Origin of the sequence: Actinomadura sp. HBU206391, assembly GCF_014323665.1 — a bacterium.
Lineage (GTDB): Bacteria > Actinomycetota > Actinomycetes > Streptosporangiales > Streptosporangiaceae > Actinomadura_C.
The window spans coordinates 54602-78585 of record NZ_JABVEB010000002.1 but is presented as its reverse complement, the minus strand read 5'-3'; the positions used below and the strand labels follow the sequence as shown (position 1 = coordinate 78585).

Below are 23984 nucleotides of genomic sequence, written 5' to 3'. Positions count from 1 at the left end.
GGGTGCGGTTACGGTTCAGGCGTTGCGCGGGTCGCCGTGGCAGCGCTTGTACTTCTTGCCCGAGCCGCAGGGGCACGGGTCGTTGCGCGACACGTCGGTGAACTTGTCCGGGCCGGCCTCGGTGTGCTGCTCGACGCCGCCGCCCTCGCTGGGCGCGGAGTACTGCAGCTTCGTCGGCCGCTTCGGCTCCTCGAGGCCCTTGGCGCGGATCTCGGGCTCCTCGGCGGAGTCCTTGACGTCGCCGTCGGCGGAGTCCTTGACGAGGGACGGCGCCGCGCCCACCGTGGGCGCGGCCGGCTGCTCCTCGACCTCGACCTCGATGCGGTAGAGGTGGCCGACGGACTCCTCCTTGATGGCGTCCATCATGGCGGCGAACATGTCGTAGCCCTCGCGCTGGTACTCCACCAGCGGGTCGCGCTGCGCGTAGGCGCGCAGAGCGATGCCCTCCTGGAGGTAGTCCATCTCGTAGAGGTGCTCGCGCCATTTCTGGTCGAGGACCGTCAGCACGACCTGGCGCTCGACCTTGCGCACGATCTCGGCGCCGAGATCCTCCTCGCGCTTGTCGTAGGCGGCCTGCGCGTCCTTCTGCACCCGCTCGGCGATCGTCTCGGCGTCGAGCGAGGACAGCTCGCCGCCGACCTCCTCGACCAGCTCGTCGACGGTGATCGAGATCGGATAGAGCTGCTTGAACGCCTTCCAGAGCCGGTCGAGATCCCATTCCTCGGCGAAGCCGTCGGCGGTGGCGCCCGCGACATAGCCCTCGACGACCTCGTCGATCATCGAGCGGATCTGGTCCTCGAGGTCGGCGCCCTCGAGCACCCGGCGGCGCTCCTCGTAGATGACCTTGCGCTGCCGGTTGAGGACCTCGTCGTACTTGAGGACGTTCTTGCGGATCTCGAAGTTCTGCTGCTCGACCTGGTGCTGGGCGGACCGAATCGCGTTGGACACGATCTTGGACTCGATCGGCACGTCGTCCGGGATGTTCAGCCGGGTCATGATCGCTTCGACCCGGGCGGAGTTGAACAGCCGCATCAGGTCGTCCTCGAGGGAGAGGTAGAACCTGGACTCACCGGGGTCGCCCTGACGGCCGGACCGGCCGCGAAGCTGGTTGTCGATGCGCCGCGACTCGTGCCGCTCGGTGCCGAGCACGTAGAGCCCACCGGCCTCGGTGACCTCCTCGTGCTCGCCCTTGACGGCCTCCTTGGCCTTCTCGAGCGCCTCGGTCCAGGCGGCCTCGTACTCCTCCGCCGTCTCGAGCGGCGACAGCCCGCGCTGGTGCAGTTCGAGGTCGGCCCGGAAGTCGGGGTTGCCGCCGAGCATGATGTCGGTGCCTCGCCCGGCCATGTTGGTCGCGACCGTGACGGCGGCCTTCCGGCCGGCCTCGGCGATGATCGCGCTCTCTCGCTCGTGCTGCTTGGCGTTGAGGACCTCGTGCTTGATGCCGCGCCGCTTCAGCATCTTGGACAGCTTCTCCGACTTCTCGACGGAGGTGGTGCCCACCAGCACCGGCTGGCCCTTGTCGTACCGCTCGGCGATGTCGTCGACCACGGCCTCGAACTTGGCCTGCTCGGTCTTGTAGACGACGTCGGCGACGTCCTCACGGACCATCGGCCGGTTCGTCGGGATCGGGATCACACCGAGCTTGTAGATCTTGTTGAACTCGGCGGCCTCGGTCTGGGCCGTACCGGTCATGCCGCTGAGCCTGTCGTACAGCCGGAAGTAGTTCTGCAGAGTGATCGTGGCGAGGGTCTGGTTCTCGTCCTTGATCGTGACGCCCTCTTTGGCCTCGATCGACTGGTGCATGCCCTCGTTGTAGCGACGGCCGTGCAGGATGCGCCCGGTGAACTCGTCGACGATCAGGACCTCGCCGTTCATGACGACGTAGTCCTTGTCCTTCTTGTAGAGCTCCTTGGCCTTGAGCGCGTTGTTCAGGAAGCTCACGAGCGGCGTGTTGACCGAGTCGTAGAGGTTGTCGATGCCGAGCCAGTCCTCGACCTTCTCGACCCCGGACTCGAGGATGCCGACGGTGCGCTTCTTCTCGTCGACCTCGTAGTCGCCGGTCGCCTCGACGCCGTCCTTGGCCGCCTCACCGCGGCGCAGCCGGGGCACGATCTTGGCGAACTCGCCGTACCAGCGCGTGTTCTGCTCGGCCGGGCCGGAGATGATCAGCGGGGTACGGGCCTCGTCGATGAGGATCGAGTCGACCTCGTCGACGACCGCGAAGTTGTGGCCGCGCTGCACGCACTCGTCGAGGCTCCACGCCATGTTGTCGCGCAGGTAGTCGAAGCCGAACTCGTTGTTGGTGCCGTACGTGATGTCGGCGTTGTAGGCCTTGCGGCGCTCGTCGGGCGTCATCTGCCCCAGGATCACGCCCACCTCGAGACCGAGGAACTGGTGGACGCGGCCCATCCATTCGGCGTCGCGCTTGGCGAGGTAGTCGTTGACCGTGACGACGTGCACGCCCTTGCCGGACAACGCGTTGAGGTACGCGGGGAGCACACAGGTGAGGGTCTTGCCCTCACCGGTCTTCATCTCCGCGATGTTGCCCATGTGCAGCGCTGCGCCACCCATGACCTGCACGTCGAAGTGCCGCTGGCCGAGGGTGCGCTTGGCCGCTTCGCGAGCGGTCGCGAAGGCCTCGGGAAGCAGGTCATCAAGGGACTCGCCGTCGGCGAGGCGCTCCTTGTACTTGTCGGTGAGCTCGCGCAGTTCGGCGTCGCTCATCTCGAGAAAGTCTTCTTCGATCGAGTTCACCTGGGCGGCGATCCGCTTGAGCTTACGCAGGATCTTGCCCTCGCCCGCGCGAAGGATCTTGTCGATGACTTGTGGCACTCTCGGAGGCTCCTCGCAGATCGTGGGTCACCGCGGACCGGCCGCGCACACACCACCCGTACGCTGCCATCGTAGGCGAATCTCAGGATGCTGGAGGCCACCCTCCGATGCAATCCATACTGATCTGTTTCGCTTGTGTTTCAGTTCAAGCTCCAGCGGAAGGTCTCCCAAAGAGCCCATATCACTTGTCCTCAGGGGCTCCCTCAACGTTCAAGGAGCAGTGATGGCCCGAGGTTCACACGGCGGACGTCCGAGTTCATGGATCGCGGTGGGCGTCATCATCCTGGGGTTCACCATCGGCGGCGCCGGACTGACCATGGGCCCGTCCTGGCCGATCTTCTGGGTCGGCGTGGCGGTGACGGTGGTCGGTGGACTCATGGCACTCGCCGCCGATGTCTTCGCCGACGTGGTCCTGGACGAGACGCGGGTGGTTCCGGAGATCGTGGACTATTCGGCGATCGGCGGTCCGGGCGAACAGCGGCGTGGCGGACCGTACGGCGAGACGACCGACAAGCCCACGAGGCGCGAACCAGAAGAGTTCCCCCACGGGTGACGGGCGCTCCGAAGGCGCACGACCTGCTCTCACACCCGGCGTGTCGTCCCGGCCCACCGGCCGTCCGGCGGGCCGGGACGATCGATCGACACTGACGTAACCGGTTTGTCGGTGTCGCCGCATACGATCGGCGGCGTGGCAATCCCCTCGCATGAGAACACCGGCCCCTCGCGTGAAAACACCGTCGAGATTTCAGCCGACGACGCCCGGCGTGCCCAGCTCCGAGCCCAGGGACTGGTCGGCGCCGAGGGCCGCCGGGGCGGCGTGCCCGGCATGCTGGCACGGCTCGGCGCCGTGCAACTCGACACGATCTCGGTGCTCGCCCGCTCTCACGAACTGGTGCCGTACGCCCGGCTCGGCCCGGTCGGCCGCGCCCGGGTCGAAGGGTCCTACTGGGGCCCGCGCAAGGGCGGCGCGACCACCTTCGAGTACTGGTGTCACGCCGCCTGCCTGCTGCCGGTGCGGGACTGGCCCTACTACTCGTTCCGTCGGCGGGCCTTCCGCGAGCGCGAGTACCGCTGGCACAAGGTCCCCGAGCACGCCCCCGCCGAGGTCCTCGCGCGGCTGAAGGGCGAGGGTCCGCTGACCGCCACCCAGCTGGGCGGCGCGCGCGGCGGCGGGGAATGGTGGGACTGGTCCGACACCAAGATCGCGGTCGAGTGGCTGCTGGACATCGGCGAGGTCGTGTGCGTGCAGCGGGTCGGCTGGCGGCGGGTCTACGACCTGGCCGAGCGGGCACTGCCCGCCGGGCTGGCGGGCCAGGAGCCCGATGACGCCACCTGCGTGACGCACCTCGCGGGGGTGGCCGGGCGCGCGCTCGGCGTCGCGACCCGCGCCGATCTGGTCGAGTTCCTGCGGCTGCGCCGCGAGCAGGCCACCGTGCTGGACGGCCTCCTCGCCGACGGCGCCACGGGCCTCGTCCCGGTGCGCGTCACCGGATGGCGCCCGGACGGGGCGCGTGTGCAGGCGTGGGCCGACCCGGCCGCGCTCGCCTCGCCGGTGCGCGGCCGGCACCGTACGACGCTGCTCTCGCCCTTCGACTCGCTGATCTGGGACCGCAAGCGCACGTCGCGGGTGTTCGGCTTCGACCATCGGCTCGAGGCCTATGTTCCGAAGGACAAGCGCGTGCACGGCTACTTCACCATGCCGCTGCTGGCCGGCGGCGACCTGATCGGCCGTGTCGACCCGGCCCGGGAGGACGGCACGCTCGTGGCCCGCCGGGTCTCGTTCGAGCCCCGGGCCACGCGCACGCCCGCCCGGGCCGAGGCCGCGCTGGCGGCGCTGCACACGGCACTGTGGGAGGCGGCCGGCTGGGTCGGCTGCGAGGACGTACGGATCGAGATCGTCGATCCGCCCGCGCTCGCCGAGCCGACACGCCGGGCGATGCACCGCACCCTGAAGGGCACACGCTGACCCGCCGGCCCGCCCTCGTCAGGTGATCTCGAGCAGCTTCTCCCGCACGGCGTAGACGACGGCCTCCATCCGGGAGTGCAGCTGCAGCTTCTCCAGGATGTTGCGGATGTGGTTCTTCACCGTGTTCTCGGAGATGAACAGCTCCTTGGCGATCTCACGGTTGCCGAGACCGCGGGCCACGAGGCGGAGCACCTCCATCTCACGATCGGTGAGCTTCGGGGCGGGGACCTGCTGCTGGCGTTCCTCGCTCCGCTTGGCCAGCGACGCGAACTCGGTGATGAGCTTCGACGCCATGGACGGGCTGATCAACGACTGCCCACCGTGCACGGCGCGTACCGCCTGCGGGACCTCATCGATCGAGATCTCCTTGAGCAGGTATCCCGTGGCACCGGCCTTGATCGCCTCGAAGAGGTCCTCCTCCTCGTCGCTGATCGTCAACATGACTATCTTGGCGCTGGGGACCGCGTCCTTGATCGCTGTACATGCCTCAATACCGCTGCGGCGGGGCATCCGTATGTCCATGAGGACGATGTCCGGTAGCAGGTCGCCGGCCATCTCGACGGCCTCAAGCCCGTCGCTACCCTCACCGACCACCTCGATGCCGTCTTCCCCCGCGAGCACCATCTCGAGACCGCGGCGGAACAAGGCGTGATCGTCCACGATCAGCACGCGAATCGGGTCGGTGGCCACCGCGCCGCGAGTCTCGGGGTTCTCGCTCACTCGTCCTCCCTTGCCGAGTGGCCCATGCCGGACTTTCTAGATCATGACATGGCCGGAGTAGTGACATGACGCATGCGCCGTATCACTCTTCGACAAGGCGGATGACTCCGTAGTCCCATCCACGCCTGCGGTAGACCACGCTCGAATGGCTGGTCTCCTTGTCACGGAACAGAAAGAAGTCGTGTCCGACAAGCTCCATCTCTAGTAGAGCCTGCTCGATGGTCATCGGTTCGGCCTTGTGGAACTTCTCCCGCAGGACGACCGGCCCGTCCCCGTCCATCGGAATGGGGACGAGGTGACCGTCGAGGTCCGGCGGAGTCTCATAGTCGCTGTCGACCTCGTCGGCCAACGCTGTGCCGGCGGGCTCGCGCCGCGCCTGCGGAACGGGTTCCGCGATCTCGGCGCCGGTCTCCGCGAGCGGCTCCATCGTCGCCAGCTTCGCGGTGGCCCGCTGGCCGTGGTGCACCTTGCGCCGATCGCTGGTGCGGCGCAGCCGGGACTCCAGTTTGTCGAGGGCGAGATCGAGTGCCCCGTACCTGTCCTCGGCAGCCGCCTCGGCCCGGATGACGGGGCCGCGCGACTGGATCGTCAACTCGACGCGCTCGCGTCGGTCGGCCTGCCGCGGATTGGGTTCGCGAGACACCTCCACATCCACCCGGATGACTTTTTGGTCCAGCTTTTCGATCTTGGCCAACTTGGTGCCGACGTGCTGACGGAACCGGTCGTTCACGTCCGTGCGACGGCCCTTGACGATGATGTCCACGCAACACCCACCTTCTCTCGGAAACTACGGGCTCCCGATGTGCGGGGGCACCCGCCCGGCCGACCTGGTCTTCGTCCCCACATCCGCCTGCTGAGGATCTCGCGGCGCTCTCGCCACTACTGTCCTTCTCTCCGGCTGGGGGATATCTGATCCCCCGAGGAGGCAGGACTTACTTCTAAGCCGCACCGTGATCGGTCGACGAGAAGTCGCCTTACGTGGGCCGTTTCGCCTGCGGCTGGCATCGGCTAGTCGGACCTGGTTCGGCCTGACGCAACCACGGACCCGGGCGGGTGCCATGTCAGGAACGCTAACCGCTCGCGTCTCGAATGTCAGGGGGGTGGCCGGAGGAAATACTCACGGACTGTGACCCATCCTTCCCGTTGCGAGGCGGCGGAGCCGTTCACATGCGGTGAAACCCTTATGTGGCAGAGCATACGGTGTACGTCTCCCCACTGGCCACGATCGTGTGGCCACATGGCAAGTTTCCGATGTCAAGCCCGGGAAGATGACTCCATGTAACCAATTTCGATGATCATTCCCCGTGTGTAGGGGAAGGTCATGACGATCATCATCACGCAGCGTGATTATGTGCCCGATAATCTCCGCCTAGTGAAAAAACTCACCATGGACGGGCGTTTCCCGCCCGCCGCGGCGTGGCGGCCACGACCGCGGCGCCCGCGACCGTCGCGCCGGCCGCCCGCAACGAGCGCGCCGCCTCGGCGAGCGTCGCCCCGGTGGTGAGAACGTCGTCCACCACGATCACCCGCCGGCCCTCCACGACCCCGGGCCGCGCGACCGCCAAGGCGCCGGAGAGGTTCTCCGCGCGCTCGACCGCCGTCAGCGCGGACTGATCGGCCACCGGCCTGACCTGCCTCAGCACGCTCAGCGGACGCGCGGGCACGCCGCTCAGGCGCAGGCCCTCCACCGCCACAGCGGTGATCCCGCGAATCGGGTCATGCCCCCGCCGCCGCGTCGCCGCCCGAGCGGAGGGCACCGGCACCAGCCACACCGGCTCTCTCCTCCTCACCCGGCCGCCCACTCCCCCGAGCCCACCCGCCAAGTCACCCGCCACCCCAACGCCCGCCCCCACGCCCGAGCCGCCGGTAACCCCGCCGCCCGCCACCGCACCACCCGTCACCCCGCCGCCCGCGCCGCCCGTGATCGCCGCGAAGGCACTGCGCGCGAGCGCCGACCCGAGGGGACGAGCCAGCCCAGTGCGGCCTGACTCCTTGTACGCGAGGATCACCGCTCGCACGGCGCTCTCGTAGGCGGCGACGGCCCATGGCCGCGGAAGCCCTACGGGCGCCGGCACCGGCCGAGCCGGCCACGCCGCCCCGCCCAGCCGGCCGGAGCACTCCGGGCACAGCAGCCCGCGCGCCGCCTCGCATCCGGCACAGCACTGCGGCAGCACCAGCTCCAGCAGCTCACCAAGTAACCCCACCCGGCGACCCTGTCACGCTCACCACCCCTCGGCGCCCCACCCGAAGGAATGTGGAAAACCCCCCGCGTGATCATGCAGTTGTCGCTCCTGAGGCCCCCTGGAGCGAAGCCACCAACGAGCCTGCTCTGCGAGGGGCGCGGCGGCGTCTGGACTGAGGAGCGCAGGGAGCGAGGTACGAGCGACCGGAGCGACGAGGGAAGACGCCGCCGCCAAAGCGCCCCGAGCCGCGCGAGCGGAGCGAGCGCAATGAACAGAGCTCAGCCGGGGTAGAAGGGGTTGTAGCCCTCCACGAAGCAGTCCCATTCGCTGAGCCGGTCCTGTTGATCGCTCAGCCGGCACACCTGGTCCTTCTTCGAGTCCTTGCCGGGGACCTTCGCGCTCACGAGCACCGGGGAGTTGGGCGCCGCGCTGATGGAACCGATCTCGCCCTGGGCGCCGAAGCCGATCCCGCCTATCTTTCCGCCGCTGACCGGTACCCAGTACGGCAGCATCTGGGCCGTGATGCGCTGGAGCCGGCCGAGTACGGCGAGTTCGTCGGCGTCCTGCCAGGCGAGGTGGGCGACGTCGACGAGCTCCGAGCTGATCGGCAGGAACTCCCCGGCGGTGATCACGGCGCCGTTTCGCACGATGCGGCCGATCCGGATCTGCGCATGGCGGCCGCTGTCCACGACGATCGCGGCGGCGCGTACGCCGTCCAGAGCGATGCGCAGCTCTCGCACCCGGTAAGCGCTCAGCCCCCAGTAGGCGTCCGCTACGCGTACGGCCGGTTTGCCGCTGGTCTTGATCCACAGCCAGGATCTGTCCCTGGTGGACTCGACCGTCCACATCGTGCCGTTGCGGTCCCAGGACGGCGTGGTGAAGGTGCCGCCGCGGTGGCTCGCCGACAGCGCCGTGCGCAGTCGCGTCGGCCCGCCGCCCGTGACCAGGTCGCCGGTCAGGACCTCGTCACGTTCCTGGTTCAGGCCGGCGACGACGCGGCGGTCGAGTGAGATCGAGGGGTCGAGCAGCGGGCCGTTCTCCAGGGTGCCGACCTGGCTCTTGCCGTCGGCGTACAACTGGTCCAGGCGGCCGCCGGCGCTCTGCAGATAGGCCTGCTGCGCGGCGCTACCCGTCACGCCGTCGGGGTTGTTGACCTGCCAGTCCCCCGGCGACTGGGTGGGACCGACGTCGTCGCCGGGAGACCTCGTCTCGCCGTCTATCTGGAGCTTCATGAGCTTGACCTCGGCGAGCTGCCGCAGGGTCCACATCAGCTGTGCCGACATGCCCGCGACGTTGCCCCGGTCGGCCTCACGGCTGAGGTTCACCGTCGCGACGCCCTCGGTGATCTGCACGCCGTCGCCGAGCAGCTTGGTGCCCGGCGGGAACGAGTTGTGGACCGCGTCGCGCAGCCAGACGGTCGGCCCGCTCAGCAGGGCGTGCACGAGCTGGCTCGGCAGATCCTGCCGGTTCACGAGCGGCAGGAAGATCGCGTTGGGCACGAGCACCCGGTCGTCGGGCGCGAAGAAGTACAGGTTCATCGTCCGGAAGGCCCGCTCGACGTCGCGGCGGCTGAGCAGCAGACCGCTGGCGAGCGAGTCCGGCAGCTGGGAGATGCGCCACTGGTTCTGCGCGTTCCTCGCGAGGTGGAAGGTCTCGTTGACCGCCCTCGGCTCGGCCTCGTACTGGCCGTCGGGGCGGATGATGCCGAGCTGGCTCCCGGTCACCTGCACCCTGGCCTGCCTGTCCTCGGTACGGAACAGCATGACCTCCAGGCTGCCGCTCTCGTAGACCGTGACGCTCGGCCACGGGTCGGGCCGCCACTGGGCGTCGGGGAGGAGGTACTCGCGGGCGATCCCGTGCCTGTCGTCGAAGCTGGCGGACGCCGACAGGAATCCGTTGACGATCTCGGAGGGCTGCCAGTCGCGGCCCGGGCGCACTGGCACGAGCCGTACGTAGGGGTCGTCGAACGGCTCGGCCCGCGCGGCCGACCGCCCGGTCGACACCCGCCCGCCGGTGGGCACGCCCGCACACGAGGCGAGCAGACCGACGACCGACAGCAGGGCCGACACCCTGGCGCACCGACGCATTCTTGTGCAGATCACTCGCCCATCTCCAAGTGTGCGAAGGGCGTGGGGGACAGCTCGTCCCCTGGCGGAACCAGGGGGAGCGGGGAGCCGCGCAGTTCCGCGCCGGCCACCCGGGGCAGTGAGAGCCGGAACTGCGAACCGGCGCCGGGCTCGCCCCAGGCCTGCAGCCAGCCGCCGTGCAGCCGGGCGTCCTCACGCGAGATCGCCAGACCGAGCCCGGTGCCGCCGGTCGTACGGGCCCGGGCGGGGTCTGCGCGCCAGAACCGGTCGAAGACCATCTGCGCCTCGCCCGGCTTCAGCCCGACCCCGTGGTCGCGAACGCCCACCGCGACGGCGTCGCGGTCGGCGACGACGATCACCACGATGTCCCTGCCCTCACCGTGCTCGACGGCGTTGACCAGCAGATTGCGCATGATCCGCTCGACCCGGCGCCAGTCCACCTCGGCCATGCAGGGCTCGCCCGGCAGTTGCAGGACGAGTTTGCTGCCCTTGCGCTCGGCGAGCCCCTCGGTGTCACCGACCGCCCGCAGCACCAGGTCTCGGACGTCCACCGACTCGGCGTCGAGCGTGGCCGCGCCCGCGTCGTACCGGCTGATCTCGAGCAGGTCGGCGAGCAGGGACTCGAACCGCTCCAGCTGGTTCTGCAGCAGCTCGGCCGACCGGCCGACCGCCGGGTCGAACTGGTCGCGATGCTCGTACAACAGGTCCGCGGCGATCCGGATGGTGGTCAGCGGGGTCCGCAGCTCGTGCGAGACGTCGGACACGAACTGCCGCTGCACCTGCGACAGCTCCTCCAGTTGGACGATCTTCTCCTGGAGGTTCGCGGCCATGTCGTTGAACGAGGTGGCCAGCCGCGCGAGGTCGTCCTCGCCGCGCACCTTCATGCGCTCTTCGAGCCGCCCGGCCGCGAGCCGTACGGACGCCTGCGCCGCCAGCCGTACGGGGATCACCACCTGCCGGGTGACCACGGCCGCCACCGCGGCGAGCAGCAGGACGAGCGCCGCGCACACCCCGATCAGCGTGCGCTGCACGAAGGTGAGCGTCTGCTGCTCCTGGGTCAGCGGGAACAGGTAGTAGAGCTCGAACCGCCCCACGTTGCTGCCCACGATGAGACCGGGCACCGGGGCGTGACCGATATAGGTCAGTTCACCGTACGTGCGCTCGGGGGTGCCGGCCCGGCCCTGCGCCACCTCGCGGCGCAGCCGGTCGGGGACGCTCTGCTGGCGGAGTTCGTTCGTGGTGAACCCGTCCGAGAACCTGTCGCCGGTGTCCCGGATGTAGACCTCGTAGAGCCCGGACGGCCCGCTGCGCGACTTGAGGTTGTTGGCGACGTCCTCGAGCTTCTCGCGGCTGTCGGCCGCGGCCGGGCTCACGGAGACCAGTTGCTGCTGCACCACGCTCAGGCCATCGTCGAGCTGCAGCATCGCCGCCTTGCCCTTGGCGTCGAGCAGCGCCTTGGTGATCTGCTGCATGAGGAAGACGCCGAGAACGGCGACCACGATCGCCGAGATCAGCAGCGTCGTCGCGACCACCCGGATCTGGATGGAGCGCCGCCACCGTGCGTACGACCGCCGCAACCCGCCGCGGACGACCCGGCGCAGCCGGATGAGGCAACGGCGGACGAACCTCTTCCACGCCTTCACGGGGCCTTCACGGGGGGTATCGGGCGTCAGGTCATGCGGGCCCGGCCTTGTAGCCGACCCCGCGTACGGTCACGACGATCTCCGGGTGCTCCGGGTCCTTTTCGATCTTGGCGCGCAGTCGCTGCACGTGGACGTTGACGAGCCGGGTGTCGGCCGCGTGGCGGTAGCCCCAGACCTGTTCGAGCAGCACCTCGCGGGTGAACACCTGACGCGGCTTGCGGGCCAGCGCCACCAGCAGGTCGAACTCCAGGGGGGTCAGCGGGATGCTCCGGTCGGCGCGCTTCACCGAGTGACCCGCGACGTCGATCGCGATGTCGCCGATCTGCAGCGTCTCGGGGGCCGGCTCGTCGGTGCGACGGAGCCTCGCGCGGACGCGGGCCACGAGTTCCTTGGGCTTGAACGGCTTGACGATGTAGTCGTCGGCGCCGGACTCCAGTCCGAGGACCACGTCGACCGTGTCGCTCTTGGCGGTGAGCATCACGATCGGGATCCCGGACTCGGCGCGGATCTGGCGACACACGTCGATGCCGTCGGCGCCCGGCAGCATGAGGTCGAGAAGCACCAGGTCGGGCCGGGCCTCCCGGAACGCCTCCAGTGCCTTGTCGCCATCGTGGACGAATGACGGCTCGAAGCCCTCGCCCCTCAGCACAATGCCGAGCATCTCCGCGAGCGCAAGGTCGTCGTCGACGACCAGTACACGTCCTCTCATGACCCTCATCGTTACACGTAGTCACGGGCACAAGCGCCCTGGCGAGATAGGTTACCCGCGTTTGCCCTGCACATGACCCGGCCGCGCATGGCGCAACCCGGGACGTGGCCCCGCCGAACGTCGGATTGTAAGTATGACTCCTGAACGACACCTCTGGTTGCCCTGCGGTTCACCGGAACTTGCCGCCCCTGCTCATCCGAACCCGCTCACCCGAACCTGCGCCGTCGGCGAGGCGACACGCGCCCCCGCGCGCCCGGAACCGGCGGAACCATCCGGCGAAGCCGGTCGGTTCCGTCCGTGACCGGTAAGCTCGATGTTACTTTACTCACATCATACGGTTCCCATTCAAAGCCGGGAAGATCGCATGGGAATCTCGTGGATTCGCCACAAGACCAGCTTCGGCTGACGCGGTACGGGACGGGCCGGGCTTGAGGATTCCCGGGACTCACGCCGTGACAGGATGACCTGAGGCAGTCATCGCGCGGGGAGCAGTCATGACGGACGACCCACAGCCCTGGACCACACCGGGCTCCGGCCTACCCTCGGGTCCTCCCGCGCCGCCCTCCCCCGCCTCCGCCGGGCGCCCCTCGGCGGCCCGGCGGGCGCTCATCGACTCCTCGGAACTGCTCGGCGGCGACATCCCGCTGCGACCGCTCGGAACCTCAGAACTCCTCGACGGCGCCATCACCAGCATCCGCCGCAACGCCCGCCCGGTGCTCGCGGTCTCGCTCGCGGTCGCCTGCGTCATCCAGGTGCTGGTCACGATCGCGACGTACTTCTTCATCGGCGGCGACGGCGGCGACGAACTGACCCCCGTGCCGGTGATGCGGACGCTCGGCACCCAGCTTACCGTGGGCGCGGTGGGGCTGCTGCTGTCCGCGTTGGGCGTGCTCGTGCTCGCCGGGCTGCTCGGCCCGGTCATGGGCCGCACGCTGTTCGGCATGTCGACCTCGCTGCGCGAGGCGTGGAGCCATACCCGGCCGCAACTGCCACGGCTGCTCGGCGTGTCTCTGATCATCATGGCGATCTCCCTGCTGGCCATGACGCTGCCCCTCGTACCGTTCGTGCTGCTCGCGGCCACCGACGGTCCGGCCGTGGCGGGCGTGCTGGCGGGGATCGTCGGCTTCCCGGCCGCCATCGTGGCGACCCTGTGGCTGTACGTCCTGTTCGTCCTGGCCGCCCCCGCCGTGGTGATGGAGCGGCGCGGTGTGATCGATTCGATGCGGCGGGCTCACCAGCTCGTACAACGCAAATGGTGGCGAACCTTCGGCACCCTGTTCGTCACGGCGCTCATCACGGTCTTCATGGGCTTCCTCGCGCTGCGGGTCCCCTTCACCGTCGTGCAGTTCGCCGCGTTCGGAACGGATCCGAGCGGGGTCGCGCTCGTGCTGTCGCTGGCGGTCGACACACTGGGCCGGATCATCGCCTGGACCCTGATGAGTCCGTTCGACGCGGGCGTCATCGCACTCTTCTACATCGACCAGCGCATGCGGCGTGAGGGGCTCGACCTGGAACTCCAGACCCGTCCGAGTGACGAGCCTCCGCCCGAGGACTTCCTCGAGCTGTGGCGGACCAGCCCGCTCGTGCCCTCGCCGGGCCGCGCCGGCCGCTCTCGGCCGCCGGCCCCGCCCGCCGCCGTGCCGGCGCATCCGGCCGCCGCCGCACCGGCGCATCAGGTCCCCTCCCCCGGCTCAGGATGGAACGGCTCATGATCCTTGGGGAGCCGATCGGACGTGATGAGGCGCGTGAGCTGGCCCGCCGCGAGCTGGAGGACCCGGCCTACCACCGCGACCAGCCGTCCCTGGTCGAGCGGCTGATCCAGCGGATCAGTGAGTGGTTCCAGGAGATCTTCAACAAGATCTTCGATTCGAGCCGAGGCGGCAGCGGTGGCGGCTGGACCGCCGTCATCGTCTTCTGCGTGATCTTCTTGGTCATCGTGGGGATCGTGTTCTGGGTGATGCGGGGACGCAGGAACGTCAAGTCCGATCGAGCCGACGCCCTGCTGGGGGCGGAGCACTCGAGCGCGCGCGACCACCGGGCCGACGCAATGCGCCTCGCGGCGGCCGGCCAATGGGCCGAGGCCATCCGCGAACGGCTCCGTGCCGTCGCCCGTGACCTCGAGGAACGCGTCATCCTCGATCCCCGGCCCGGACGGACGGCCGACGAGCTCGCGACGGAGGCCGCACAGGCGCTGCCCGACATCGCCGAGGCCTTCCACGCCGGTGTCCGGGTCTTCGACGATGTCTGGTACGGCGACCGGCCGGGCACCCGGGAGGGGTACGAACACTTGGCCGTGCTCGACGAACTCACGCAGGCGGCCACACCCCGTCCCCTCGAGGCGGGCGAACTCGCGGACGCGAACTTCCGGAGCCCCCAGTGAGCGGGTGCATCAGGTCATGAACGCCATGAACGCCGACACCACGGTGAGCGCGCCGGCGGCCGACGCGGCCGCCGGCGAGAGGGCCGACGCGCCCGCCGCCGGAGAGCCGGCGAGCGCGGCCGAGGTCGCGAGGCGCCGCTGGCGCGCCTCGCGCTACGTGCTGCTCACGGCGCTGGCCCTCCTGACACTGGTGGTGATCCTCGCGGCGCTGCGGCCCACCGTTCAGCCCCAGTACCTCGACCCGGAGTCACCGAGCCAGGGCGGCACACGGGCGCTCGCCCAGATCCTCGGCGACCGGGGCGTCGGGGTGAACGTGACCCGCGACGCGTCGTCGGCGGCCGCCCGGATGGGATCCGACTCGAACGCGACCCTGGTCGTCGTACGGTCCGAGCGGCTGACGCAGGCCGACCTCGACACGCTGAGCCGCGCACCCGGCGACCTGCTGCTGGTCGAACCGCGCCAGCTCGCCCTCGATCGGCTGGCGCCCGGGGTGCGCCTCGCCACGCAGAGTAGCGAAGATCGCGCCACCCCCCGCTGTGACCTCTCGGCCGCGGCGATGGCGGGTGAGGTCGGGTTCCAGGGTTCGCACACCTACGAGGCGCCGGCCTCCGCAGTGAAGTGCTATACCGCCGAGGGACTCCCGCGGCTGGTCCGGCTGCCCGTGAACGGCCGTACGGTCACGGTGCTCGGCTCCGGCTCCCCGCTGACGAATCAGCATCTCGCCGACGACGGCAACGCCGCCCTCGGGATGAACCTCGTCGCGGAGCGGCCCTCGGTGGTGTGGCTCATCCCGAATCTGCCGCCGGTCGGCGGCGACGGGGAGAAGACGTTCACGGAGCTGCTGCCGGCCGGCGTGAAGCTGGCCGTCCTGCAGCTGCTCATCGCCGTGGTGATCACCGCGCTGTGGCGGTCGCGCCGGCTCGGCCCCGTCGTCGCCGAGCCGCTGCCCGTGGTCGTACGCTCCGCCGAGACGGTGGAGGGCCGCTCCCGGCTCTATCGCGCCCAGCACGCCAGGGACCGGGCCGCCGACGCCCTCCGGGCCGGAGCGCGCGAACGGCTCGTGCCCATGCTCGGCCTGCCGCGCAGCAGCGCGCAGGACCCGGCCTTCGCCCAAGAGGTGGTGGCCGCTCTGGTGAGCCGGGCTCCGTGGGACGCGACGGCCATAGGCATCGCGCTGTACGGTCCTGCACCAGCGGACGACGCCGAGTTGGTCCGGCTGACCGACTTCCTTGATGACCTGGAAAGGCAGGTTCGCCAGTCTTGAGTACCGAATATCCGCCGGCGCCCGTGAACTTCGGCAAAGAAGCCGACGATCCGGCGCACGCGGACCACACGCCCGCAGGATCCTCCTCCGCGGGATCCGCGGCCGCGGACTCTGCCGCCTCCGCGCCCGCTGGCCCGTCTCCGGCGGTCGCCGGCGAAGAGGAGGTCGCGGCCCGCAAGTCGCTGACCGCGCTGCGCGGCGAGGTGGCCAAGGCCGTCGTGGGCCAGGACGCCGTGGTCACGGGTCTCGTGATCGCCTTGCTGTGCCGGGGCCATGTCCTGCTGGAAGGCGTGCCGGGCGTCGCGAAGACGCTGCTGGTGCGCACCCTGGCGCAGACGCTGTCGCTCGACTTCAAGCGCGTGCAGTTCACCCCCGACCTGATGCCGGGGGACGTGACGGGTTCGCTCGTCTACGACAACCGCACCGCGGAGTTCGAGTTCCGGGAGGGGCCGGTCTTCACGAACCTGCTGCTCGCCGACGAGATCAACCGCACCCCGCCGAAGACCCAGGCGTCGCTGCTGGAGTCGATGGAGGAGCGGCAGGTGTCGGTGGAGGGCATGCCGCGGCAACTGCCGGACCCCTTCATGGTGTGCGCCACCCAGAACCCGATCGAGTACGAGGGCACGTACCCACTGCCCGAGGCCCAGCTGGACCGGTTCCTGCTGAAGCTCACCGTGCCGGTGCCCGGTCGCGACGAGGAGATCGCCGTCCTGCAGCGGCACGCCTCCGGCTTCGACCCGCGCGACCTGTCCGGGGTGAACGCGGTGGCGGGCGCGACCGAACTCGCCGCCGGCCGCGAGGCCGTACGCCGGATCCACGTCGACCCGAAGGTCGCCGGCTATGTCGTGGACCTGTGCCGCGCCACCCGGCAGTCGCCCTCACTGCAACTGGGAGTGTCGCCGCGTGGCGCCACGGCGCTGCTGGCCACCGCCCGCGCGTGGGCCTGGCTGTCCGGGCGCGACTACGTGACCCCGGACGACGCCAAGGCCCTCGCCCGGCCGACGCTGCGGCACCGGGTGCAGTTGCGCCCCGAGGCCGAGCTCGAGGGCGCGACGGCCGACGGCGTGCTCGCCGGCGTTCTCGCCACCGTCCCCGCCCCGCGTTGACGCCGTGAACAGACGGAGGCCCGTCCACCACTCGCCGCGTCACCTCGCGATCGCCGGTGGGAGGGCGGCATGGCACTGACCGGGCGGCTCGGGCTGCTGGCCGCGCTCGCCGCGATCATCTTGATCTTCGTTCCGAGCTGGTGGGCGCTGCTCGCCATCGAAGGCGTCCTGCTGGCCGGGGTGATCTTCGACCTGGCCATGGCGGGCAACGTACGGAGTCTGCGTCTGCACCGTGCGGGCGACGCCAACGTCCGGCTTGGTGAGACGGCCAAGGTCTCGCTGACCCTGGAGAACCTCGGCCGGCGCCGTGTGCGGGCCGCGGTACGGGACGCCTGGCCGCCGAGCGCCGCCGCCGAGCCTCGGTCGGCCGACCTGACGATCCCCGCCGGCGAACGGCGCCGGATCGACATGAAGCTGACGCCCACACGGCGCGGCGACCGCTCGGCCGCCACGGTGACGGTGCGGTCGACAGGGCCGCTCGGCCTCGCCGCCCGGCAGTTGTCCCGGCCCGCGCCGTGGACCGTGCGCGTGCTGCCCGCGTTCCCGTCCCGCCGGCATCTGCCGGCCAAACTGGCCCGGCTGCGCGAGCTGACCGGGCAGCATGTCGCGCTCATCCGCGGGCAGGGCACGGAGTTCGACTCGCTGCGCGAGTACGTGGACGGCGACGATGTGCGGTCGATCGACTGGCGGGCCACCGCGCGCCGCGCCGACGTGGTCGTACGGACGTGGCGGCCGGAGCGGGACCGGCGGATCTACCTGGTGCTCGATACCGGCCGTACGGCCGCCGGACGGGTCGGCGACATCCCCCGGCTGGACTGCTCGATGGACGCGGCCCTGCTGCTCGGCGCGCTCGCGTCGCGGGCCGGCGACCGTGTGGACCTGCTGGCCTATGACCGGCGCGTGCGGGCGCGGGTCGAGGGCACCTCCCGCACCGATCTGCTCACCTCGATGGTGCAGGCGATGGCGCCGCTGGAGCCCGAGCTCATCGAGTCCGACGCCGCCGGCATGGTCTCGACCCTGATGGCCCGGGTGCGGCAGCGCTGTCTCGTCGTGCTGCTCACCGAACTCAACACGGCCGCGATCGAGGAGGGCCTGCTTCCCCTCCTGCCGCAGCTCACGTCACGGCACCTGCTCATGATCGCCGCTGTCTCGGACCCCCGGGTGAGCGAGATGGCGGCGTCGCGCGGCGATCTGGCGGCCGTCTACGACGCGGCGGCGGCCGAACGGGCCCGCGCCGAGCGGCAGCGGCTCACCGCCGAGCTCCGCAAGTACGGCGTGGAGGTCGTGGACGCTCCCCCGGACGACCTCGCCCCCGCGCTGGCCGACGCCTATCTCGCCCTCAAGGCGGCCGGCCGGCTCTGAGCCGCGCACATCACCTCGGCCGGAAGATTCGTCATCCGGGCGACACCGTTAGGTCAGGTTACATTCGGTGATATGGCCGACCCCTGCCTGCGTCGAAGCGGGAGGATGAAAAATGACCGCTTTGCCGGAATGGATGTCGACACTTCCCGAGGAAGGTGTCACCGCAGAGGAATACGATCGGATGCCGCAAGAAGTCTGCCGACGCATTGAAATCGTCGACGGGAGCATCATCGTGTACCCTTCCGCGACTCCGCGGCACAATCGGATCGCCAGGCTGCTCGCCAATGCGCTGGAGGAGGCCGCGCCGTCCCCCTGGCAGGTGACAACGGACGTAGATCTCCGTCTGGCCGATGTCCCATTGCATAATAGACGGCCTGATATTGTTGTCTTCCGGGGCGATCCCGACCATCTGCCGATTCGGCCGCCGCAGGTACTGCTTGCGGCCGAGATCATGAGCAGGGTCAGCGTGAGCGCCGATCGGATCGATAAACCGGCCGAATATGCGATAGCGGGACTTCCGCATTATTGGCGCATCGAACAAGAAGAATCCACATTGATCGCGTACACCTATGCACTCGATCCGACCGGGCGATCCTACGAATCCGCGGGCGTGCACTCGGTCGTTCTCAAAATGGACGACCCGTTCCCGGTCACCGTCGATCTCGACGCTCTGCTCTGACCGATTCGGTCCGGCACCGCCCTCCACCGCCGCTCTCCTCTGGCCGACTCATCTGGCCGACTCATCTGGCCGACTCATCTGGCCGGCGGCCTGCCGCGAAGGGCCTGCGACGGGAGCGGTCGCTGCCGCAGGAGGCGGAGCGCCTTCTCCTTCTCGAAGTCGAGGGCGCGCACGGGCGGGGCGGACAGCCGGCCGATACGCTCTCCGAGCTCTCGGACGCGAGCCTGCACGTCGGGCTCGGCCAGCACCCGTAGCCCGAAGGCGAGCTCGGCGGGCCCGATGTCATAGCGCTGCTCCAGCGCCAGGCCCAGGGCCACCGCGCGCAGCTCCGGCTCGCCGAAGCGCCGGTGACCGGTGCGTTCCCGGGTGGCGGGCAGCAGCCCGAGAGCCTCGCGGTAGCGGAGCATGCGGGGTGAGGTGCCGAGCCGCCGGGCGGCCTCCGTGATACGCATGGGATGATTCTGACAAATCAGTGTTAGAAACGCATGGCCGACCGTGCAGTCGCCGCGTTGCCCTGCCTAGACTCGCTGTCGTACACCGCCGGCGAGGCCGCGGCGAAGCCCGAAGAAGCGCATCGAGGAGCCACGAACGATGGACTACAAGGTCGCCGACCTTTCACTGGCGGCGTTCGGCCGCAAGGAGATTCAGCTCGCCGAGCATGAGATGCCCGGGCTGATGGCCGTGCGCCGTGAGTTCGCCGACGCGCAGCCGCTGCGCGGCGCGAAGATCATGGGCTCACTGCACATGACGATCCAGACCGCCGTGCTCATCGAGACGCTGGTCGCGCTCGGCGCCGATGTCCGCTGGGTCAGCTGCAACATCTTCTCCACCCAGGACCACGCCGCCGCGGCGACCGTCGTCGGCCCCGAGGGCACCGTCGAGGACCCCAAGGGTGTTCCGGTGTTCGCCTGGAAGGGCGAGACGCTCTCGGAGTACTGGTGGTGCACCGACCAGGCGCTGGCATGGCCGGACGGCAGCGGACCCAACATGATCCTTGACGACGGTGGCGACGCCACGATGCTCGTCCACAAGGGCGCCGAGTACGAGAAGGCCGGCGCCGTCCCCTCGGCGGCCGAGGACGACCCCGAGGAGTGGGGCATCGTGCTCGAGACCCTGCGCCGCACCATCGGCGAGCGGCCGGGCCGCTGGACCGCCACCGCCGAGGGCATCAAGGGCGTGACCGAAGAGACCACGACCGGCGTGCACCGTCTCTACGAGATGGCCAAGGCCGGCACGCTCGCCTTCCCGGCGATCAACGTCAACGACTCGGTGACGAAGTCGAAGTTCGACAACAAGTACGGCTGCCGCCACTCTGTCATCGACGGCCTCAACCGGGCCACCGACGTGCTGATCGGCGGCAAGGTCGCGGTCGTCGCCGGCTACGGCGACGTGGGCAAGGGCTGCGCCGACGCGCTGCGCGGCCAGGGCGCTCGCGTCATCATCACCGAGATCGACCCTATCTGCGCCCTTCAGGCGGCCATGGACGGCTTCCAGGTCACCACGCTGGAGGACGTCGTCGGAATCGCCGACATCTTCGTCACCACAACGGGCAACTTCAACATCATCCGGGCCGACCACATGGCGCGGATGAAGCACCAGGCCATCGTCAGCAACATCGGCCACTTCGACAATGAGATCGACATGGCCGGGCTGGCGAAGACCGACGGCATCGTGAAGAACAACATCAAGCCGCAGGTCGACGAGTGGATCTTCCCGGACGGGCACTCCATCCTGGTGCTCGCCGAGGGCCGGCTGATGAACCTCGGCTGCGCCACGGGCCACCCGTCCTTCGTGATGTCGAACTCCTTCACCAACCAGGTGATCGCGCAGATCGAGCTGTTCACCAAGACCGAGGAGTACCCGGTCGGCGTCTACGTGCTGCCCAAGCACCTCGACGAGAAGGTCGCCCGGCTGCATCTCGACGCGCTCGGCGTCAAGCTCACCGAGCTGACGAAGGAGCAGGCCTCCTACATCGGCGTCGACGTCGAAGGCCCCTACAAGGCCGACCACTACCGCTACTGATCCCTCCCCTGTCGTGATCATGCAGTTGTTCCCCTCGGGTTTCCGCCTTCCCGGGGCCGGGCTCCACGCGCGCGCGTTGGACGCGCTCACGGTGGCGCGAACAACTGCATGATCACGGCTGGTCATAGGGGGCGAGGAGTGCTGACGACGTGAGTGCGCAGGGCTCGTACGACACATGCGACTCGGACGGCTCGCACGACATCGCGGACGCCGGGCTGGCGGGCGCGGGGGTCCGTCGCATCGAGTGGGCCGACCGCTCCATGCCGGTACTGCGCCAGATCCGCGCGCGCTTCGCCGAAGATCGGCCGCTGGACGGGCTCAAGATCGCGGCCTGCATGCACGTCACCACCGAGACGGCCAACCTCATCCGCACCCTGCAGGCCGGCGGCGCGCGGGTCTCACTGGCCGCCTCGAACCCGCTGTCCACCCAGGACGACACGGCCGCCGCGCTGGTCGAGGAGTACGGAGCCTCGGTCTTCGCCCGCGCCGGCACCGACCGCGCGGGCTACTACCGGCACATCCACCAGGCGCTGGAGATCGAGCCGGATCTGGTGCTGGACGACGGCTGCGACCTGGTCAACACCCTGCACACCGAGCGCACCGACCTGCTCGGCTCGGTGAAGGGCGGGTGCGAGGAGACCACCAGCGGGGTCATCAGGCTGCACCAGATGGCCCGTGAGGGCGTACTGCGGTTCCCGATGGTCGCGGTGAACGACACCTACACCAACCACATGTTCGACAACCGGTACGGCACCGGTCAGTCCACACTGGACGGCATCATCCGGGCCACCAACACGCTGCTGTCCGGGAAGACGATCGTCGTCGCCGGCTTCGGTCACTGCGGCAAGGGCCTCGCCGAGCGGGCCCGGGGAATGGGCGCCCGCGTGGTGGTCACCGAGATCGACCCGGTCAAGGCGCTCGACGCGACGCTGCAGGGCTACCGGGTGCTGCCGATGGACGAGGCGGCCCGGCACGGGGAGGTCTTCATCACCGTGACCGGCAACCGTGAGGTGATCCGGCCGGAGCATTTCGCTGTGATGAAGGACGGTGCGATCCTGGCGAACTCCGGGCACTTCGACGTCGAGATCGACGTACGGGGACTCACCGACCTCGCCGTCGAGGTCCACCACGGCATCCGGCCGCACACCGACGAGTACGTCCTCGCCGACGGCCGCCGTCTCGTCCTGCTGGCCGAGGGCCGCCTGGTCAATCTGGCGGCCGCCGAGGGTCATCCGGCCGCCGTCATGGACATGTCGTTCGCCGACCAGGCACTGGCCTGCGGCTGGCTGGCGAGGTCGCACCAGGACCTCGGCCCCACGGTCCACCGCGTGCCCGCCGAGATCGACACCGAGGTCGCGCGGCTGAAGCTGGACTCGATGGACATCGCGATCGACGTCCTGAGCGCCGCGCAGGAGGAGTACCTCAGCTCCTGGAGATCCGGTTCGTAGGCCGCGTCCCCGCCCATTGACAGGATGACGACGGCCACGAGAAGGTCCCGCGATGGAGATCGCCGATCTGACGCCCGCGGAGCGACGGGTGTGGCGGGCGTTCCCCCGCGGCGAGGTGGTCGACTTCCGGGAGTCCACCGACGAGGATCCCGCGCACGGCGGCGGCTGGGGCCCGGACCGCACCGTACGGGCCGAGGCACTGAGACCCCTGTTGCTGGGCGGCGTCACCGGCGACGGTGAGATCGCGGCGCTGCGGCTGGTCGGCGCGCGTATCTCCGGCCCACTGAACCTGCAGTACGGAACCGTCGACCACGCCGTTCGGCTGACCGCCTGTCATCTCGACCACGCGGCGATCCTGTACGGGGCCGAGGTACGCCAGCTCAACCTGAGCGAGTCCTACCTTCCCGCGCTCGACGCCGCGACCATCCGCATCGGCGGCGTCCTGCGGATCACCGACTGCCGCATCCCCGGCCACGTACGGCTCGGCGGCGCGAAGATCTCCGGCGCGATCTTCTGCGACCGGGCGCACCTCGGCGACGAGCAGCGGGATCGAGGCGACGGGGGAGAACCGGCCCTGCAGCTCAACCAGGCCACGGTCGGCGACGACCTGTACGGCCGCGGGCTGGTGGTCCACGGCCAGGTCCGGTTGAGCGGAGCCAGGATCGCCGGGTCTTTGAACCTCGACGACAGCGAGCTGAGCGATCCCGGCGGCACCGCGCTGAACGCCGAGACCCTCACCGTGGGATCCGATCTGCACGCGATGCGCCTGCGCGCCGAGGGCAGGGTCAACCTCAGAGGCGCCCATATCCCCGGGCAGCTCAACCTCGCGTACGCGCGGCTGTCCAACCCGGGTGGGGTGGCACTGCGCGCGAGCAGTTGCACGGCCGGGGAGTTCTGGCTTCGCGAGGCCGCCCCGATCGAAGGCTCGGTGAACCTGCGCCGCTCCCAGTTCGATCTGCTCCACGCCACCCCCGACGTGTGGCCCGACCAGGTCAGGCTCGACGGGCTCGCCCACGGCGTCCTCGCGCCGCACCTGCCCGCCGGACGGCGGCTGGACCTGCTGGAACGCGACGAGGACGGCTACGTGCCGCAGGCGTACGAGCAGCTCACCGCCGCCTACCGCCAAGTGGGCGACGACGCCGGAGCCCGTACGGTCCAGCTCGCCAAGCAGCGCCGTCATCGCACGACCCTGCCCTGGTACGCCAGGATCTGGGGGTACCTGCAGGACGTCACCGTCGGCTACGGCTTCCGGCCGATGCGGGCGGCGGCCTGGCTGCTCGCCCTGCTGCTCACCGGAGCCGTCGCGTACGGGCTGCACCCTCCGGCCCCGATGAAATCTGGTGAGACGCCCGACTTCAACGCGCTGTTCTACGCCCTCGACCTGCTGCTGCCGATCATCGACTTCGGCCAGGAGAAGGCCTTCAACCCACGCGGCGGGTACCAGTGGCTCTCCTATCTCCTGATCGCCGCCGGTTGGATCCTCGCCACGACGATCGCCACGGGCATCACGCGAGCCGTCAGCCGCCAGTAGGTGCGTGGCCCGCCGACGACACTGCCCGTGAGCCCCGGATGGCGCGGCGACC

The 23984-nt window shown here is 69.7% G+C and carries 19 protein-coding genes; 11 read left to right on the top strand and 8 right to left on the bottom strand.

Annotation, left to right across the window (positions count from 1 at the left end):
* Positions 1-15: 15 nt before the first annotated feature.
* Positions 16-2832, bottom strand: coding sequence for a preprotein translocase subunit SecA (gene secA / locus HKK72_RS02510; protein ID WP_187232559.1), 2817 nt, complete (start codon positions 2830-2832; stop codon positions 16-18).
* A 223-nt stretch (positions 2833-3055) separates the two neighbouring features.
* Between secA and HKK72_RS02505 the strand changes: the two genes are divergently transcribed.
* Positions 3056-3385 carry an HGxxPAAW family protein gene (locus tag HKK72_RS02505; protein WP_187232558.1) on the top strand — a complete coding sequence of 110 codons (330 nt, stop codon included), beginning with the start codon at positions 3056-3058 and terminating at the stop codon, positions 3383-3385.
* 135 nt (positions 3386-3520) lie between these two features.
* Complete coding sequence (locus tag HKK72_RS02500; RefSeq protein ID WP_315987033.1) at positions 3521-4798, top strand: winged helix-turn-helix domain-containing protein; 1278 nt, start codon at positions 3521-3523, stop codon at positions 4796-4798.
* 18 nt (positions 4799-4816) lie between these two features.
* Here HKK72_RS02500 and HKK72_RS02495 read toward each other — a convergent pair whose 3' ends face one another.
* From HKK72_RS02495 to mtrA, 6 genes are all read right to left on the bottom strand, one after another.
* Positions 4817-5518 (bottom strand): response regulator, encoded by a 702-nt coding sequence (locus tag HKK72_RS02495; protein ID WP_187232557.1) that lies wholly within the window; start codon positions 5516-5518, stop codon positions 4817-4819.
* An 82-nt stretch (positions 5519-5600) separates the two neighbouring features.
* On the bottom strand, positions 5601-6281 hold the full coding sequence (gene hpf, locus HKK72_RS02490; protein ID WP_187232556.1) for a ribosome hibernation-promoting factor, HPF/YfiA family: 681 nt from the start codon (positions 6279-6281) through the stop codon (positions 5601-5603).
* A gap of 619 nt (positions 6282-6900) precedes the next feature.
* Complete coding sequence (locus tag HKK72_RS02485; protein ID WP_187232555.1) at positions 6901-7722, bottom strand: ComF family protein; 822 nt, start codon at positions 7720-7722, stop codon at positions 6901-6903.
* Between the two features lie 257 nt (positions 7723-7979).
* Positions 7980-9803 (bottom strand): LpqB family beta-propeller domain-containing protein, encoded by a 1824-nt coding sequence (locus tag HKK72_RS02480; protein WP_315987031.1) that lies wholly within the window; start codon positions 9801-9803, stop codon positions 7980-7982.
* Positions 9800-11431 carry an MtrAB system histidine kinase MtrB gene (mtrB, locus tag HKK72_RS02475; protein ID WP_315987030.1) on the bottom strand — a complete coding sequence of 544 codons (1632 nt, stop codon included), beginning with the start codon at positions 11429-11431 and terminating at the stop codon, positions 9800-9802. The genes HKK72_RS02480 and mtrB overlap by 4 nt, the downstream gene beginning before the upstream one ends.
* Positions 11432-11462: 31 nt before the next feature.
* Positions 11463-12140 (bottom strand): MtrAB system response regulator MtrA, encoded by a 678-nt coding sequence (gene mtrA / locus HKK72_RS02470; RefSeq protein WP_187232554.1) that lies wholly within the window; start codon positions 12138-12140, stop codon positions 11463-11465.
* Positions 12141-12634: 494 nt separating this feature from the next.
* Between mtrA and HKK72_RS02465 the strand changes: the two genes are divergently transcribed.
* The 6 genes from HKK72_RS02465 (at position 12635) to HKK72_RS02440 (ending at position 18931) form a co-directional block, all read left to right on the top strand.
* Positions 12635-13852: a hypothetical protein gene (locus HKK72_RS02465; RefSeq protein ID WP_187232553.1), complete on the top strand. Its 1218-nt coding sequence runs from the start codon at positions 12635-12637 to the stop codon at positions 13850-13852.
* Entirely contained in the window at positions 13849-14520 is a 672-nt protein-coding gene (locus HKK72_RS02460; RefSeq protein WP_187232552.1) for a DUF4129 domain-containing protein, read from the top strand. The genes HKK72_RS02465 and HKK72_RS02460 overlap by 4 nt, the downstream gene beginning before the upstream one ends.
* A 16-nt stretch (positions 14521-14536) precedes the next feature.
* Positions 14537-15784: a DUF4350 domain-containing protein gene (locus HKK72_RS02455; protein ID WP_261986473.1), complete on the top strand. Its 1248-nt coding sequence runs from the start codon at positions 14537-14539 to the stop codon at positions 15782-15784.
* Positions 15785-15966: 182 nt separating this feature from the next.
* Positions 15967-16890 (top strand): AAA family ATPase, encoded by a 924-nt coding sequence (locus tag HKK72_RS02450; RefSeq protein WP_187232619.1) that lies wholly within the window; start codon positions 15967-15969, stop codon positions 16888-16890.
* A 69-nt stretch (positions 16891-16959) separates the two neighbouring features.
* Entirely contained in the window at positions 16960-18252 is a 1293-nt protein-coding gene (locus HKK72_RS02445) for a DUF58 domain-containing protein (protein WP_187232551.1), read from the top strand.
* A 112-nt stretch (positions 18253-18364) separates the two neighbouring features.
* Entirely contained in the window at positions 18365-18931 is a 567-nt protein-coding gene (locus HKK72_RS02440; protein WP_187232550.1) for a Uma2 family endonuclease, read from the top strand.
* A 74-nt stretch (positions 18932-19005) separates the two neighbouring features.
* Here the strand turns inward: HKK72_RS02440 and HKK72_RS02435 are convergent, their stop codons facing one another.
* Complete coding sequence (locus tag HKK72_RS02435) at positions 19006-19383, bottom strand: MerR family DNA-binding transcriptional regulator (protein WP_187232549.1); 378 nt, start codon at positions 19381-19383, stop codon at positions 19006-19008.
* A 139-nt stretch (positions 19384-19522) separates the two neighbouring features.
* Between HKK72_RS02435 and ahcY (HKK72_RS02430) the strand changes: the two genes are divergently transcribed.
* The 3 genes from ahcY (HKK72_RS02430) to HKK72_RS40525 all read left to right on the top strand — a co-directional run bounded on the left by ahcY (HKK72_RS02430) (position 19523) and on the right by HKK72_RS40525 (position 23932).
* On the top strand, positions 19523-20953 hold the full coding sequence (ahcY, locus tag HKK72_RS02430; protein WP_187232548.1) for an adenosylhomocysteinase: 1431 nt from the start codon (positions 19523-19525) through the stop codon (positions 20951-20953).
* 149 nt (positions 20954-21102) lie between these two features.
* The gene (gene ahcY, locus HKK72_RS02425) at positions 21103-22401 is read left to right on the top strand and encodes an adenosylhomocysteinase (RefSeq protein WP_187232547.1); all 1299 of its coding nucleotides are present in this window, start codon (positions 21103-21105) and stop codon (positions 22399-22401) included.
* A 52-nt stretch (positions 22402-22453) separates the two neighbouring features.
* Positions 22454-23932, top strand: coding sequence for a membrane-associated oxidoreductase (locus HKK72_RS40525; RefSeq protein WP_187232546.1), 1479 nt, complete (start codon positions 22454-22456; stop codon positions 23930-23932).
* Positions 23933-23984: the final 52 nt, after the last annotated feature.